At 72.6% G+C, this 16,461-nt stretch carries 11 protein-coding genes; 4 read left to right on the top strand and 7 right to left on the bottom strand.

Translation table 11 applies throughout. The annotated features are described in order from the left end of the window. Positions 1-202: 202 nt before the first annotated feature. The 4 genes from BX266_RS23290 (at position 203) to BX266_RS23275 (ending at position 5,447) form a co-directional block, all read left to right on the top strand. Complete coding sequence (locus tag BX266_RS23290; RefSeq protein ID WP_259464813.1) at positions 203-3,661, top strand: nitrate- and nitrite sensing domain-containing protein; 3,459 nt, start codon at positions 203-205, stop codon at positions 3,659-3,661. A 10-nt stretch (positions 3,662-3,671) separates the two neighbouring features. Beyond that, complete coding sequence (locus BX266_RS23285) at positions 3,672-4,085, top strand: roadblock/LC7 domain-containing protein (RefSeq protein WP_035873526.1); 414 nt, start codon at positions 3,672-3,674, stop codon at positions 4,083-4,085. Between the two features lie 167 nt (positions 4,086-4,252). Then, positions 4,253-4,882, top strand: a complete 630-nt coding sequence (locus BX266_RS23280) for a DUF742 domain-containing protein (RefSeq protein ID WP_099902782.1) — start codon at positions 4,253-4,255, stop codon at positions 4,880-4,882. Next, positions 4,863-5,447, top strand: a complete 585-nt coding sequence (locus tag BX266_RS23275; protein WP_099902780.1) for an ATP/GTP-binding protein — start codon at positions 4,863-4,865, stop codon at positions 5,445-5,447. Before BX266_RS23280 ends, BX266_RS23275 begins: the two co-directional genes overlap by 20 nt. Before the next feature lie 90 nt (positions 5,448-5,537). On the opposite strand, the gene cimA is transcribed toward BX266_RS23275, so the two are convergent. The 7 genes from cimA to ilvC all read right to left on the bottom strand — a co-directional run bounded on the left by cimA (position 5,538) and on the right by ilvC (position 16,396). Further along, the gene (gene cimA, locus BX266_RS23270) at positions 5,538-7,142 is read right to left on the bottom strand and encodes a citramalate synthase (protein ID WP_099902778.1); all 1,605 of its coding nucleotides are present in this window, start codon (positions 7,140-7,142) and stop codon (positions 5,538-5,540) included. 409 nt (positions 7,143-7,551) lie between these two features. Next, entirely contained in the window at positions 7,552-8,664 is a 1,113-nt protein-coding gene (locus tag BX266_RS23260; RefSeq protein WP_099902776.1) for a branched-chain amino acid aminotransferase, read from the bottom strand. Between the two features lie 169 nt (positions 8,665-8,833). Beyond that, a complete protein-coding gene (locus tag BX266_RS23255; RefSeq protein ID WP_099902774.1) occupies positions 8,834-9,871 on the bottom strand; it encodes a 3-isopropylmalate dehydrogenase in 1,038 nt (345 codons plus the stop codon). A gap of 86 nt (positions 9,872-9,957) precedes the next feature. Beyond that, positions 9,958-13,062, bottom strand: coding sequence for a S8 family serine peptidase (locus tag BX266_RS40905; protein ID WP_120314397.1), 3,105 nt, complete (start codon positions 13,060-13,062; stop codon positions 9,958-9,960). A 95-nt stretch (positions 13,063-13,157) separates the two neighbouring features. Beyond that, positions 13,158-13,319 (bottom strand): hypothetical protein, encoded by a 162-nt coding sequence (locus tag BX266_RS38815; RefSeq protein WP_180290584.1) that lies wholly within the window; start codon positions 13,317-13,319, stop codon positions 13,158-13,160. A 282-nt stretch (positions 13,320-13,601) separates the two neighbouring features. Continuing rightward, on the bottom strand, positions 13,602-15,182 hold the full coding sequence (serA, locus tag BX266_RS23240; protein WP_099902770.1) for a phosphoglycerate dehydrogenase: 1,581 nt from the start codon (positions 15,180-15,182) through the stop codon (positions 13,602-13,604). A 215-nt stretch (positions 15,183-15,397) separates the two neighbouring features. Further along, positions 15,398-16,396 (bottom strand): ketol-acid reductoisomerase, encoded by a 999-nt coding sequence (gene ilvC / locus BX266_RS23235; RefSeq protein WP_099902768.1) that lies wholly within the window; start codon positions 16,394-16,396, stop codon positions 15,398-15,400. Between the last annotated feature and the right edge of the window lie 65 nt (positions 16,397-16,461).

Genomic DNA, 16,461 nt, shown 5'->3' with positions numbered 1-16,461 from the left:
AATGACCTTGAAGTTTGCGGGAATTCGCCCGCGAATGTCCGTTTTCCACCCCTGGCGTACGGGGCGGAGGAGCCGTTTGTCCGGCCCTCCGGCTCGTGTTGAAATTCCTGCTACCCCGTAGGACCCACGCGGGCCGCGGCCCGTAGGGGGGTAGCCGCCGGATAGATCCATGGCCGCCAGTCGGTCGAGAGGTTGTTGTCGAGTGAGGCGTAAGCAGCCAGTCACCCCTCAGCGGCGCTCCGAGCCCCGCCAGCAGGACCCGGGTAGCGGCCCGAACACCGGCCAGTTCTCCGCGTTCACCGCGACCGAGGACCGGCCCGAGCCGCAGCGCCCGGTCACCGCAGGCCCGGCCGAGCACGCCGAGCGGCCCACCGCCGCCCAGGCCGGCCCGCCGAGGAGCAGCAGCCGGTACGACTTCCTGTCGCCGCTGAACTGGCGGGTGCCGACCCGTCTGGTGGCCATCCTGGTCATCCCGGTCGTCATCGCCCTGGTCTTCGGCGGTCTGCGCGTCAACACCTCGCTGGACGACTACAACCAGGCCGACCGCGCGGTGCGCATCGCCAACGTCGCCAGCGCCGCCACCAAGCTCGCCGACGCCCTGGAGCAGGAGCGCGACGAGACCCTGGTGCCGCTGCTCACCGGGCAGGGCGACCAGGGCGAGGTGAAGAAGCTCCGGGACAAGACCGACCAGGCACTGAGCGCCTACAACTCGGCGTTCGCCAAGGTCAAGGACGATGCGACGATGGCCCGCCGCAACGCCCAGTTCCAGGGGCTGGCCATCTACCTGCCGCACCTGCGCGACAACGCCTACAAGCCGGAGCTGTTCGCGACCGCGACCGCGAACGCGTACTCGCTGCTGTTCGCCCCGCTGCTGGCGATGGACAACTCGGTCGGCTTCGGCTCCTCCAACGTCACCGCCAAGGGCCGCGCGATCTACGCGATGTCGCTGGCCAAGGCGTCCGCCTCGACCCAGCGTGCCCTGATGCTGAACCTGCTGGTCGGCCTCGGCGTCGGCGGCGTCGACGGCCACGAGGGCGAGGACCTGATCCAGGCCCTGGTGGTCGCCGCCCGCCTGGAGTCCACCGCGATCGGCGAGTTCAACACCGCCTCCTCGGACGCCGAGGTGCGGGTCTACTCGGAGGCCCTGGTCGCCCAGGCCACCGCCGACCAGCGGCTGCCGCTGCGGATGCCCGACGGCCACAGCCTGCCCACCATGCAGGCGCTGCTGGCGGTCGGCATGACCTACGCCGGCCAGCTGTCGAGCGCCACCTCCGACCGCGACGCCGCCACCAGGATCATCAACGCGGCCAGCGCCGAGGGCCTCACCCGCCCGCTGTGGGACCAGGCCACCAAGAGCCACATGAGCGCCCTGCGCGCGGCCGAGACCGAACTGCTCGACCAGGTCGTCGGCGACGCCCAGAACATCAAGGACCGGGCGTTCACCGACTGGGTGCTCAACTCGCTGATCGTGATCGCCTCGCTGGTGCTGGCCGGTCTGCTCACCGGCTACATCGCCCGCTCGATGATCCTCGGCATGCGGACCCTGAACTCCGCCGCGCTCGACATCGCCAACCACCGCCTGCCCGAGCTGGTCGACAAGCTGTCCAAGACCGACCCGGAGCGGGTGGACACCTCGGTGACGCAGATCCCGCTGTGGGGCAGGGACGAGATCGGCGAGGTCGCCCGCGCCTTCGACCAGGTCCACCAGCAGGCGGTCTCGCTGGCCGCCGAGCAGGCGCTGCTGCGGGGCAACGTCAACGCGATCTTCACCAACCTGTCGCGCCGCAGCCAGGGCCTGATCCAGCGCCAGCTGGCGCTGATCACCGACCTGGAGAACAACGAGGCCGACCCGGACCAGCTGGAGAACCTCTTCAAGCTGGACCACCTCGCGACCCGCATGCGCCGCAACGGCGAGAACCTCCTGGTCCTCGCGGGCGAGGAGCCCGGCCGCCGCTGGAACACCCCGGTCCCGCTGGTCGACGTGCTGCGCGCCGCCGCCTCCGAGGTGGAGCACTACGAGCGCATCGAGCTGGCCGGCATCCCGGAGGCCGACGTGGTCGGCGCCGCCGTGACCGACCTCGTCCACCTGCTCGCCGAGCTGCTGGAGAACGCCACCTCGTTCTCCTCCCCGCAGACCCGGGTGCTGGTCAACGCCACCCGCCTGCCGGACGGCCGGGTGCTGGTGGAGATCCACGACAAGGGCATCGGCCTGACCGCCGAGGACTTCGCCGAGATCAACGAGAAGCTCGCCGAGCCGCCCACCGTCGACGCGACCATCTCCCGCCGCATGGGCCTGTTCGTGGTCGGCCGGCTGTCCCAGCGGCACGACATCCGCGTGCAGCTGCGCCCGTCCGGCGAGTCGGCCGGCACCACCTCGCTGGTCATGCTGCCGCAGCAGCTCACCCAGCTGGGCCGGATGCCGGAGCCGCAGGCCGAGGAGTTCACGGTCTCCCGGATCTTCGCCGAGCAGGAGCCGACCGCCCAGTGGGCGTTCGACGGCTCGGACCGCACCGCCGCCGAACTCGGCTTCGACGACCACCTGCAGGCCCGCGGCGTGGCCGGCGCGGACGGCTTCTCCCCCGCGCTGGAGGCCATGCAGCGCTCCCAGCGCCTGGAGGAGCGCCGCCGGGCCGCCCTGGAGATCGGCCCCGGCACGGCCGCCGAGGAGCCGATGGAGGCGGAGATCCTGGAGTCGCCCTACGGCGACGAGGGCTACGCCGAGGACGGCTACCAGGAGCAGTACGCGCCCCAGGGAGCGGCCGACTACCGCCGCCCGGAGACGGACGCCTACGGGCGCCCCTTCGAGCCGCAGCGGCCCGCCCAGGACGACGCCTGGGGCTACCGCCAGGACGACCAGTACGCCCCCGAGGGCTACGCCCCCGCCGGGCAGTACCAGGACGACCAGTACGGCGCCGGGCAGTACGCCCAGGGCGGCCAGTACCAGGACGACCAGTACGCCGGGAACTACCAGCAGCCCTACGGCGACGGGCAGTTCGAGGAGCCGTACGCGCAGGCGCAGTACGCCGACGACTACGCGCAGGCGCAGTACGGCTACGACGAGCCCGCCGGGCACCCGTACCCGGCGGAGGAGCTGCCGGCGCTGCCGCCGGCCCGTCCCTCCTCGGACACCGCGGGCGGCCTGCCGCAGCGGCGCCCCGGCCAGCAGCTGGCCGGCCCCGGCGGCGGCTCGGAGAGCCCGAACTGGTTCACCGGCGCGAAGGACACCTCCGCGAGCGACGTCGAACCGCGCGGCCACGACGTGTCGGCGCTCGGCGGCTACGGCCCGACCGGCCCGACCGCCGCGCCCAGCGAGTGGGAGTCGCCCAACGACGGTGACTGGCAGCGCGCGGAGAAGCTGCGCGAGCCGTCCAGTTCGGGCATGACCTCCTCGGGCCTGCCGCGCCGGGTGCCGCGCCAGAACCTGGTGCCGGGCAACGCCAAGCCCACCCCGCAGGAAGGCCCCGCGGTCTCCCGCGACCCGAACGAGGTCCGCGGCCGCCTGACCAACCTGCGCCGCGGCGTCGAGCAGGGCCGCCAGGCCGGCGGCGACCCCGGTGCCACCGGCAGCTTCCGGATCGACCCCGACCAGGGGGCGTACGGTGATGGACCGCACAACAGCAGCACCGATCTCTTCGGCGGCTCGAACCAGCAGGAGCGTTGAGTTGACCCAGATGAGCCAGGCCGCACAGAACCTGAACTGGCTGATCACCAATTTCGTGGACAACACCCCTGGGGTGTCCCACACCGTGGTGGTCTCCGCCGACGGTCTGCTGCTGTGCATGTCCGAGGGGTTCCCCCGGGACCGCGCGGACCAGCTGGCCGCCGTCGCCTCCGGCCTCACCTCGCTGACCTCCGGCGCGAGCCGGATCTTCGAGGGCGGCGACGTGACCCAGACCGTGGTCGAGATGGAGCGCGGCTTCCTGTTCCTGATGGCGATCAGCGACGGCTCCGCACTCGCGGTCCTCGCCTCGCCGGACTCCGACATCGGTCTCGTCGGCTACGAAATGGCCCTCCTCGTGGACCGCGCCGGCGCGGTCCTGACGCCCGCTCTGCGGGCCGAACTCCAGGGCAGTCTCCTGCACTGACGGTTCGTCGGATACCGTCCTGGTATTCGAAAGACCTCATTGCCCGTCCCGAGGTCGCTTCGGCGGCCTCGGGACCGGGCGTTGTACGGCCTTCGCACCACCGGTCACGGCGCTCCCCGGCGACGCGGCCAGCAACGCACCGCCGCACCCCTTTGAGGAGATGAACCGTGACACCGCCCGACCACAGTGGCCAGTTCGGCGTCCCGTACGCGGGCTCCGGCCACGACGCTTTCGGGGCTCCCGGCGTCGGCCACGGTCAGCAGCAGCAGTACGCGCCGCAGTTCAACGGTGGCCAGTCGTACCTGCCCCCGCAGTCCGACCCGCGCTGGTTCCAGCAGCAGGGCGGATACGGCCAGGCCTACCCCGAGTCGTACCCCGATCCCGCCGACCTGCCGCACCGCCACGAGGAGCAGCAGCCCGGGTACGTCGAGGAGTACGACGACGAGGAGGACGCCGAGCCGCTGATCCGCCCGTTCGCGATGACCGGCGGACGCACCCGGCCGCGCTACGAACTCGCCCTGGAGGCCCTGGTCTCCGCCGCGGTCGAGCCGGCCCGGCTGGCCACCCTGCTGCCCGAGCACCAGCGGATCTGCTCGCTCTGCGCGAGCGACGTGAAGTCGGTGGCCGAGATCTCGGCGCTGCTCGGCCTCCCGCTGGGAGTGGCCCGGATCCTCGTGGCGGACCTGGCCGAGGCCGGCCTGGTCGCCATCCACCAGCCCGCAGCCGGCGGCGAATCCGGCAACCAGCCCGACGTCACGCTGCTCGAAAGGGTCCTCAGTGGACTTCGCAAGCTCTAACGCGGCCGCCCCCAGCCGCGCCACCACCTCCGCCAAGATCGTCGTCGCCGGCGGATTCGGCGTGGGCAAGACGACGCTCGTCGGCGCGGTCTCCGAAATCAACCCCCTGCGCACCGAAGCCGTCATGACCTCGGCCTCCGCCGGCATCGACGACCTCAGCCACGTCTCCGGCAAGACGACCACCACCGTCGCCATGGACTTCGGCCGCATCACCCTCGACGAAGACCTGATCCTCTACCTGTTCGGCACCCCCGGCCAGGACCGCTTCTGGTTCATGTGGGACGACCTCGTCCGCGGCGCCATCGGCGCCGTCGTCCTCGTCGACACCCGCCGCCTCGCCGACTGCTTCCCCGCCCTCGACTACTTCGAGAACAGCGGCCTCCCCTTCGTCGTCGCCCTCAACGGCTTCGACGGCCACCAGGCCCACACCCCCGAAGAAGTCCGCGAAGCACTCCAACTCAACCCCGACATCCCGATCATCACGCTCGACGCCCGCCGCCGCGACAGCGCCAAGAGCGCCCTCATCACCCTGGTCGAACACGCCCTGCTCGCCCGACTGCGGTGACGTAGCGTCAAAAGAGGTCGTGGACACGCCAGAAGGGGGCGTGCGGAGCCTTCCGCACGCCCCCTGGGCACTTCCTCGCACCCGCCGCAGTTACGGCTGCTGATCGGCCCTCAGGAGCACGTAGGTGTACGCGTCCTCCAGCGCCACCCAGGACGCCGCGATCACGTTGTCCGCGACACCCACCGTCGACCAGGTGGCGGTGCCGTCGGTGGACTCGATCAGCACCCGGGTCTTCGACCCCGTGCCGTGCTGGCCCTCCAGGATCCGGACCTTGTAGTCCACCAGCTCCAGCTTCGCCAGCGGCGGGTAGATCGGCTCCAGCGCCGCCCGCAGCGCCTTGTCCAGCGCGTCCACCGGGCCGTTGCCCTCCCCCGTGGCGACCTTCCGCTCGCCCTTCGCCCACAGCTTCACGGTGGCCTCGTTGCCGGCGAAGCCGTTCGGGCCCTGCTCGCTGATGGTCCGCCAGGACTCCAGCTCGAAGAACCGCAGCTTCTCGCCGCCGTTCACCTCGTCGCGCAGCAGCAGCTCGAAGGACGCGTCCGCCGCCTCGTAGGTGTAGCCGAGGTTCTCCTGCGCCTTCACCCGCGCCACCACCCGGCCCGCCAGGTCGCGGTCGGTGGACAGGTCGTAGCCGAGCTCCTTGCCCTTCAGCTCGATCGACGCCCGGCCGGCCATGTCCGAGACCAGCATCCGCATGGTGTTGCCGACCAGCTCCGGGTCGATGTGCTGGTACAGGTCCGGGTCGACCTTGATCGCCGAGGCGTGCAGGCCCGCCTTGTGCGCGAACGCCGAGAAGCCCACGTACGGCTGGTGGGTGGACGGGGTCAGGTTCACCACCTCGGCGATCGCGTGCGAGATCCGGGTCATCTCGGCGAGCGCGCCCGCCGGCAGCACCCGGCGGTCGTACTTCAGCTCCAGCGCCGCCGAGACCGGGAACAGGTTGGCGTTGCCGACCCGCTCGCCGTAGCCGTTCGCCGTGCACTGCACGTGCGTCGCCCCGGCGTCCACCGCGGCCAGCGTGTTCGCCACCGCGCAGCCCGTGTCGTCCTGGGCGTGGATGCCCAGCCGGGCGCCGGTCTGCGCCAGCACGGTCGCCACGATCTCCCGGACCCCCGACGGCAGCATGCCGCCGTTGGTGTCGCACAGCACCACGACGTCCGCGCCGGCCCGGTGCGCGGTGCGCACCACCGCGAGGGCGTACTCCGGGTTGGCCCGGTAGCCGTCGAAGAAGTGCTCGCAGTCGATGAACACCCGGCGGTCCTGGGAGCGCAGGAACCCCACGCTGTCCCGGACCATCTCCAGGTTCTCCTCCAGCGTGGTGCGCAGCGCCAGCTCCACGTGCCGGTCGTGCGACTTCGCCACCAGCGTCACCACCGGCGCGCCGGACGCCACCAGCGCGGCCAGCTGCGGGTCCTCCGCCGCCTTCCCGCCGGCCCGGCGGGTCGCGCCGAACGCCACCAGCTGCGCGTGCTTCAGCTCCAGCTCGGCCTGCGCGCGGGCGAAGAACTCGGTGTCCCGGGGGTTGGCGCCCGGCCAGCCGCCCTCGATGAAGCCGACACCGAACTCGTCCAGGTGGCGCGCGATGGCCAGCTTGTCCGCCACCGTGAGGTTGATCCCCTCACGCTGGGCGCCGTCGCGGAGCGTGGTGTCGAAGACGTGGAAGCCGTCGTTCGGGCGGCTGTTGGCCTCGGTCATGGCCCTGGGTTCTCCGTTCGGTGGAGTTACTGCACATCTGCCGGGATCGGAATCCGGCTCCACTGTCCAGCATCCCGCGCGCGTCCCCGGTGTCTCCGAGCCCCTCGTGAGGGCCCGGGCCGGTCCGGGAGGCAAAACAAAAGACCCCTCGCGGGTGCGAGAGGTCTGCGCGCGGGTCTGGACGCTCGTGGTCGCTCCGCGGTCAGGGTGTTGCCGTGGAAGCGGTCACTGCGGACCGGCGCGCCTGCTGCTAATAATCAGCGAAAGCGAGGACACCCTCGCAGTCTTGCACACGCCCCGCGGCGTGGCGTGGGTGTCTCGCGATGCGGAACGGCTGCGCGAACGGATCGGCTCCCAGTGACCGGGCCCGGGCACTTCGCCGTGAAATGCCCGGGGCGGTGACGGGGCGTCAGACGATCTTGTGGAGCCAGCCGTGGGTGTCCGGGGCCTGGCCGCCCTGGATGGCGAGGAGGGACTGGCGGAGCTTCATGGTGACGGGGCCGGGCTCGCCGGTGGCGACGGTCCAGTCGGCGGAGGCGGACTTGACGTGGCCGACGGGGGTGATGACGGCGGCGGTGCCGCAGGCGAAGACCTCGGTGATGGTGCCGTCGGCGTTGCCCTGCTTCCACTCCTCGGTGGAGATGCGGCGCTCCTCGGTCTTGTGGCCGAGGTCGGCGGCGAGGGTGAGCAGGGAGTCGCGGGTGATGCCGGGGAGCAGGGCGCCGGAGAGCTCGGGGGTGACGACGGTCGCGTCAGCGCCGGAGCCGAGGACGAAGTAGAGGTTCATGCCGCCCATCTCCTCCACCCACTTGTGCTCGGCGGCGTCCAGCCAGACCACCTGGTCGCAGCCCTTGGCGGCGGCCTCGGCCTGGGCGACCAGCGAGGCGGCGTAGTTGCCGGCGCACTTCGCGGCGCCGGTGCCGCCCGGCGCGGCCCGGACGTAGTCCTCGGAGAGCCAGACCGAGACCGGCTTGACGCCGCCGGAGAAGTACGCGCCGGCCGGCGAGGCGATGATCATGAAGACGTAGGAGTTGGCGGGGCGCACGCCCAGGCCGACCTCGGTGGCGAACATGAACGGCCGCAGGTAGAGGCTCTGCTCGGCCTGGTCCGGCACCCACGCGCGGTCCTGCTGGACCAGCAGCTCGACGGCCTCGACGAAGGTCTCGATCGGCAGCTCGGGCATCGCCAGCCGGCGCGCGGAGGACTGGAAGCGGGCCGCGTTGGCCTCCGGGCGGAAGGTCGCGATGGAGCCGTCGGCCTGCCGGTAGGCCTTCAGGCCCTCGAAGATCGACTGGCCGTAGTGCAGGGTCATGTTGGCCGGGTCGATCTCCAGCGGCGCGTAGGGCGTCAGCTGGGCGTCGTGCCAGCCCAGGCCCTCGGTCCAGCGGATGGTCACCATGTGGTCGGTGAAGACGCGGCCGAAGCCGGGGTTGGCCAGTCGGGCCTCGCGCTCCTCGTCGGACAGCGGGTGCGCGGAGGGCTTGAGGTCGAACGTGATGGGCGCCTGGGTGGGCGTGCTCATGGCTGTCTGTCCTTCACCGTGGGGTTGGGCTGGGCCTTCACCGCCTGGCGGAGGAACGCATGACGGCACGGCCCACTGTCGATACTCGCATCCAGAGGGCCGTGCCGAACAGCCGGGAGGCTGTGCGCGGTATGAACCGGCCCGCCGGCCGGAGGTTGTTTCCGGCCGGTCAGCCGGATACTCGGGCGGCCAGCGCGTCGCCGACCTCGGAGGTGGAGCGGGCACCCGCGCGCTCGGTGAGGTCCGCGGCGACCGCGGCCTCGACCTGCGCGGCCTCGGCGGCGAAGCCCAGGTGCTCCAGCAGCATGGCGACGGACAGCACGGTGGCGGTCGGGTCGGCCTTGCCCTGGCCGGCGATGTCCGGGGCGGAGCCGTGCACCGGCTCGAACATCGACGGGAACTCGCCGCTCGGGTTGATGTTGCCGGAGGCGGCCAGGCCGATGCCGCCGGTGACGGCCGCGGCGAGGTCGGTCAGGATGTCGCCGAACAGGTTGTCGGTGACGATCACGTCGAACCGCTCGGGCTGGGTGACGAAGAAGATCGTCGCCGCGTCCACGTGCAGGTAGTCGGTGGTGACCTCGGGGAACTCCCGGCCGACCTGCTCGAAGATCCGGGTCCACAGGTGGCCGGCGTGCACCAGCACGTTGTTCTTGTGGACCAGGGTCAGCTTCTTGCGCGGGCGGGCCTGGGCGCGGCGGTACGCGTCGCGGACCACGCGCTCGATGCCGAACGCGGTGTTCAGGCTGACCTCGGTGGCGACCTCCTGCGGGGTGCCGGTGCGCAGCGTGCCGCCGTTGCCGACGTACGGGCCCTCGGTGCCCTCGCGGACCACCACGAAGTCGATGCTCGGGTCGCCGGCCAGCGGCGACTTCACGTTCGGGAACAGCTTGCCCGGACGGAGGTTGATGTGGTGGTCGAAGGCGAACCGCAGCTTCAGCAGCAGCCCGCGCTCCAGCACGCCGGACGGCACGCTCGGGTCGCCGATGGCGCCGAGCAGGATCGCGTCCTGGCCCTTCAACTCCTCCAGCACCGCGTCCGGCAGGGTCTCCCCCGTGCGGTGGTAGAGCCGTGCGCCGAGGTCGTACTCGGTGGTCTCCAGCTTGACGTCGGAGGGCAGGGCGGCGCGGAGCACCTTGAGGCCCTCGGCCACGACCTCCTGGCCGATGCCGTCACCCGGGATCACTGCGAGACGAATGGTGCGAGACATACCCGGACAGTACAACCCGTCCCACGGCCTGGGCACGGACCGTCCACCATCCGGACGTGATGCCGTGTCAGCCCGGCTCCGGCCAATCAGCCCGGCGGGCGGCGGGAGGTGAGGAGTTGGACGCGGCCGCCGACGGGGTTGAGGTGGTGGAGGAGCAGGGCGTTCGACAGCGGGGTGTGCAGCACCTGGCCGGGGCGGGCGGGGGTGAGGACGGGGGTGGCGAGCGTCGGGTCGAGGGGGTAGGGGCCGAGGGTGGTGAGGGCGTCGGCGGGGTCGTCGGTGGGGCTGGTCCACAGCGTGTAGCGGGGGTCGGTGAGCGGCGGCAGGGCCGAGCGGCGGACGGGGAGCAGGAGGGTGTCGGAGTCGAGCAGGGCGGTGTCGGTGTCGCCCCAGCGGCCGTTGAGGGGCTGGACGTCGAGTTCGGCGCCGGTGCGGGCGTCCAGGGTGCGGGCGATCAGGACGTCGCTGCCCTTGAGGCGGTCGGCGAGGACGGTGGCGTCGGGGGCGCCGTCGCCGTCGACGTCGAGCGAGGCGCGCACGCCGACGGCGCCGGCGGGGGTGGTGGCGGGGGCCCAGAGGACGGCGGCGAGGTAGAGCATGCCGTGGGCGTCGACGGCGGCGGCCGCGTAGTGGAGGTTCGCGGCACGGTCGGCGGGGTCGTCGACGCAGAGGTCCTCGGCGGGGCAGTCGGGCCAGCGCGGGCCCTCGCCGCCGGGCTGCAGGACGGAGAGCAGGCCGGGCCGGGCGCCGCCGGAGACCGCGAAGGCGGCGGCGGTGCCGAGGCCGGTGGCGGCGGTCGCGGCGCGCGGGGCCGCGAACAGCGGGACGCGGAGCGCGGGGAGGGCCTCGTCGGACGGGGTGAGGGTGAGGCGCCCGGAGAGTTCGGCGCGGTAGGTGCGGGCGTGCCCGGCCTGGACCAGGTCCAGGGTGGGGTCGGGGGCGCGGCCGAGGTCGGGGCCGAGCCGGAGGGTGACGGTGACGGTGGCGGCGCCGTGCGGCGGGAGTTCGACCCGGGCGGGCGCGAGGGCGAAGGCCGCGCCGGGCACCGTGGTGGAGGGCGAGTAGCCGGTGGCGTAGTCGAGCTGACGGTCGCTCAGGTTGCGGACGGTCACCTCGCGGGTGGCGATGGTGGCGCCGGTGGCCTCGACCACGCCGAAGGAGACGCCGACCGCGCCCTCCGGCCGGGCGGCGTACGCGAGGGCGGGGGTGCGGACGGCGGCGTCGACCCGGGCCCGGCCGCTGCCGGTGCGCTCGGGGCCGTACACGGGGCCGGTGCGGTCGTCGTGCAGGTGGGTGTCGGCGGCGGTGTTCATCAGGGCGGCCTTGACCTCGGCCGCGGTCCAGTCGGGATGGGCGGCGCGGACCAGGGCGGCGAGACCGGCCAGGTGGGGGGTGGCCATCGAGGTGCCGTCCTCGCGCATGCCGCCGGTGCCGCTGCCGGCCTTGGCGGACCAGATGGTCTCGCCGGGGGCTGCGAGGTCGGGTTTGACGATGCCGTCGACGCCGATGCCGCGGGAGGTGAAGGAGGTGAGGGTGTCGGTGCGCTGCGGCTGGTCCTGCGGGACGGCGCCGTGCAGCGGGTTGCCCGGGATGGCGAGGCGGACGGTGACCGGGCCGTCGGCCAGGGCGGCGAGCAGGCGTTCGCCGTCGGCGCGGGCCAGGATCGCGGCGGGGATCCGGTCGTCGCCGGCGATCTCGCCGAGGTTGTCGCCGTCGGCGGCGTAGAGCGTGCCCACCGCGCCGGCGTCGGCGGCGTGGTCGGCGCGCGGGGCGGAGCCGCAGGCCCGGTCCGGGTCCTTGGTGGTCCAGCGCAGGACGGCGATCCTTCCGCGCAGGCGCTCGGCGTCGGCCGGCGAGAAGGCGGCGCAGCCGTCGGACTGCTCTGCGGGGACGGCGAGTTCGCCGCTGACCTCGGCGGTGTCCCAGCGGGTGTACTTGCTGCTCCAGTGCGCGGGGACCTCGCCGGCCAGGGCGGCGGGGGCGAGCACGGTGATGCCGTCGGCGTCGCCGTGCGGGTCGACGGAGGCGGCGGTGGTGAGGACGCGGGCTGCGGTGCCGGGGCTGCCGCCGATGCCGTACAGGTCGCCCTCGTTGCCGGAGGCGGCGACCACCACGGTGCCGAGGGCGGCGAGCCGGTCCGCGGCGAGCGCGTCGGCGTCGCCGGGGCGGCCGTAGGGACTGCCGAGGGAGAGGTTGACCACGTCGAGGCGGTCGGTGAGATCGCCGTCGCCGTCGGGGTCGGCGGCCAGGTCGAGGGCGGCGGCGAGCTGGTCGGTGGAGCCGTCGCAGCCGAACACCCGGATCGCGTACAGCTGGGCGCCGGGGGCCGCGCCGGGGGCGACCTTGAACCCGGCGGGGTCGAGGCCGGGCCGGTAGGGGCCGCGGTAGGGCTTGCCGTCGGCGGTGACGCCGAGCCCGGCGGCGGTGCCGGCGACGTGGCTGCCGTGGCCGTTGGCGGCGCAGTCGATCGGGTTGTCGTCGGGGTGCGGGTCGGGCTGGTAGTGCTCGGCGGCGGGGTCGGGGTTGTAGTCGTCGCCGACCAGGTCCTTGCCGCCGGTCACCTTGGCGTTGGGGAACAGCCCGGCGGGCGCGGGCGCGGCGCCGTTCACCGAGCGGTAGGCCTCGACGGTGCCGGGGCCGCCGAAGTCGGCGTGGGTGTAGTCGATGCCGGAGTCGACGATGCCGATCCGGACGCCCTCGCCGGTGGTGCCCGCGGGGCCGTCCCAGACCTGCGGGGCGCCGGTGAGCGGCACCGAGTACCCGTTGGTGCGGCGCTTGAGCGCGACGGGCCGGACGGCGCGCACCCCGGGGAGCCCGGCCAGCCGCGGGAGTTCGGCGGCGGGCAGCCGCAGGGCCAGGCCGCTGACCAGGGTGCGGGTGCGGTACAGCGGGCGCGCCCCGGGAGCGGCGTGCCGCAGCCGCTCGGTGAGGGCGTCCAACGACCGGTCGGCGGCGGCGCGTTGGGCGCTGCCGGCGGCGGCCGCGGCGCGCCGGGTCTGCTCGGGCGTGCGACGCTCCCGGCGGGCGTCGTCCTGGGCGCGCCGCCAGGCGGCGGCGGCGGGCTCGGTGTCGAGCTCCACGAGGACGGTCGTGCTCGGCCCGGCCGGCCGGGCGGGCGGCGGCCGACGCGGGGACGACGGCCCCGGGGCGAGCAGGGCGAGGGCGGCGAGGAGGCCGAGGCGGGTGCGCACGGCCCCAAACTAGGAGCCGTGGCGGGGCCGGGCGAGGACGTTCACCCCATGGGTGACGACCCGTCACCCGGCTGGCGCAACCGCGCTGTTGGCGGTCAGTCGATCGCCGGGGCGCCGTTGTCGCGGCGGTCGAGGGCGCGCTGCAGGGCGGCGGCGGCGCGCGGGTCGACCTGGGCGCGCCGGCGGCGGCGCGGGACGGCCACGGCGGCGGCGGAGGAGGTGGCGGTGGCGGTGGTGCGGTCTGCGACGAAAGGCATACCGGGCTCCTTGGTGCGGGGGCGCGACGGCGCGTGAGGGTGCTTGCTGGGGGTACGCCTGGCAGGGGTCGCCTGCCGCACCGCGTACGGGCCGTACGGGCCACGCGCCCCGGCGTTGCGGGGGTGGCTCACCGTACGACTACTTCACAGTACGACGGCCGGGCCGCGTTGTCCGCAGATTTACTTGGATTTCCTAGTATCTGAGACGGCGTTCACCTCCGGGTATGCGAACGGCCCCTCCGCCTCAAGGTCGGAAGGGCCGTTCGGGACGTGCGAAGGGCGTCAGCCCAGGTTCACCGCGCGGGCGAACTTGGCGCCGATGGCACCGGCGATCTCGGTCAGGACCTCCTGGGAGACCTCGCTGTCCACGGTGATCGAGGCGAGCGCGCTGTCGCCGTCCCGGGCGACCTGCATGCCCGCGATGTTGATGCCGGCGTCGCCGAGGATCCGGCCGAGGGTGCCGACCACGCCCGGGCGGTCCTCGTAGTGGAAGAACACCATGTGGTCGGTGAGCGCGACGTCCACGTCGAAGCCGTCCACGCCGACGATCTTCTGGGTCTGCTTCGGGCCGGACAGGGTGCCGGAGATCGAGATCTCGCCGCCGCCGGAGAGCGTGCCGCGGACGGTGATCACGTTGCGGTGCTCCGGCGACTCGCTGGAGGTGGTCAGGCGCACCTCGACACCGCGCTCCTGGGCGAACAGCGGGGCGTTGACGTAGGACACCGTCTCGGCCACCACGTCCTCGAACACGCCCTTCAGGGCGGAGAGTTCGAGCACCTTCACGTCGTGCTGGGTGATCTCGCCGCGGACCTCGACGTCCAGACGGACGGCGACCTCGCCGGCCAGCGCGGTGAAGATCCGGCCGAGCTTCTCGGCCAGCGGCAGGCCCGGGCGGACGTCCTCGGCGATCACGCCGCCCTGGACGTTCACCGCGTCCGGCACCAGCTCGCCGGCCAGCGCCAGGCGCACCGACTTGGCGACCGCGATGCCGGCCTTCTCCTGCGCCTCGTCGGTGGAGGCGCCCAGGTGCGGGGTGGCCACCACGTTGTCGAAGGCGAACAGCGGCGAGTCGGTGCACGGCTCCTTGGCGTACACGTCCAGGCCGGCGCCGGCCACCCGGCCCTCCTGCAGGGCGCGGACCAGGGCGTCCTCGTCGACGATGCCGCCGCGGGCGGCGTTGACGATGCGCACGGTCGGCTTGACCTTGTGCAGCGCCTCGTCGCCGATCAGGCCGATGGTCTCCGGGGTCTTCGGGAGGTGGACGGTGATGAAGTCCGCGACCTCCAGCAGCTCCTCCAGGGAGAGCAGCTTGACGCCCATCTGGGCCGCGCGGGCGGCCTGGATGTAGGGGTCGTACGCGACGATCTTCATGCCGAACGCGGACATCCGCTGCGCGACCAGCACGCCGATCCGGCCGAGGCCGACCACACCGAGGGTCTTCTCGCTCAGCTCGACGCCGGTGTACTTGTTGCGCTTCCACTCGCCGCCCTTGAGCGCGGCGTTGGCCGGCGAGATGTTGCGGGCGACCGAGATCAGCAGGCCGCAGGCCAGCTCGGCGGCGGTGACGATGTTGGAGGTCGGCGCGTTGACGACCATCACGCCGGCCTTGGTGGAGGCGGCGACGTCCACGTTGTCCAGGCCGACGCCGGCCCGGGCGACGACCTTCAGCTTCTTGGCGGCGGCCAGCGCCTCCGCGTCCACCTTGGTGGCGGAGCGGATCAGGATGGCGTCGACGTCGGCGATCGCGGTCAGCAGCTCGGTGCGGTCGGCGCCGTTGCAGTGCCGGATCTCGAAGTCCGGCCCGAGGGCGTCGACGGTGGCGGGCGAGAGCTCTTCGGCGATGAGGACTACGGATTTGCTCACGACAGTGTGTCCTTAACTGTCCGGTTCACCCCGCCACACGGAGGTGGCGTGCACAGGGGGCGGGGGAAGGTGGCATGTCGCGTAGCTAGACGCACGACGCTGTGGGCCTGACGCGTATTCGGGAGTCTATCGGCGGGGTCGTGCGGGGACTGCTCCCGTCCGGCGAAATCACCCGGACGGGAACAGCCTTGTTGTACAAGCGGGGTGGGCGAGGATCAGGCGCTCTCGTCGACCCAGGACATCAGCTTGCGGAGCTTCTTGCCGGTGGTCTCCAGCAGGTGCTCGCTGTCCGCGTTCTTGTACTCGTTGTACTTCGGCAGACCGGCCTTGTACTCGGCGATCCAGGTGTTGGCGAAGGTGCCGTCCTGGATCTCGGCGAGGACCTTCTTCATCTCGGCCTTGGTGTCGGCGGTGATGATGCGGGGGCCGGTCACGTAGTCGCCCCACTCGGCGGTCTCGGAGACCGACCAGCGCATCTTCTCCAGGCCGCCCTCGTACATCAGGTCGACGATGAGCTTCAGCTCGTGGAGGCACTCGAAGTAGGCGATCTCGGGCTGGTAGCCCGCCTCGACCAGGGTCTCGAAGCCGGCCTTGACCAGGGCGGCGGTGCCACCGCAGAGGACGGCCTGCTCACCGAACAGGTCGGTCTCGGTCTCCTCGGTGAAGGTGGTCTTGATGACGCCGGCCTTGGTGCCGCCGATGCCCTTGGCGTACGACAGCGCCAGGTCGAAGGCCTTGCCGGTGGCGTCCTGCTCGACGGCCACGATGCAGGGGACGCCGCGGCCCTCCTGGTACTGGCGGCGGACCAGGTGGCCCGGGCCCTTGGGGGCGACCATGCAGACGTCGACGTCGGCCGGCGGCTGGATGAAGCCGAACCGGATGTTCAGGCCGTGGCCGAAGAACAGGGCGTCGCCCGCCTTCAGGTTCGGCTCGATCGCGTCCTTGTAGACGTCGGCCTGGATCGGGTCCGGAACCAGGATCATGATGACGTCGGCCTCGGCCGCGGCCTCGGACGGGGTGACCACGCGCAGGCCGGCCTCGGCGGCCGCGGCGCGGGACTTGGAGCCCTCCAGCAGGCCGACCCGGACGTCCACGCCCGAGTCGCGCAGCGACAGCGCGTGGGCGTGGCCCTGGCTGCCGTAGCCGATGACCGCGACCTTGCGGCCCTGGATGATGGACAGGTCGGCGTCGTCTTCGTAGAACAGCTCGGCCACGGGGGCACATCTCCTTGCGTGATGGTGATGCCGGGGGTTCCTACCGTAGGCCCACCCGACAGGAC

Origin of the sequence: Streptomyces sp. TLI_171 (assembly GCF_003610255.1) — a bacterium.
In the GTDB taxonomy this organism is placed as follows: domain Bacteria; phylum Actinomycetota; class Actinomycetes; order Streptomycetales; family Streptomycetaceae; genus Kitasatospora.
The sequence above is the reverse complement of the archived record's forward strand: the minus strand, read 5'-3'. Positions and strand labels throughout refer to the sequence as shown.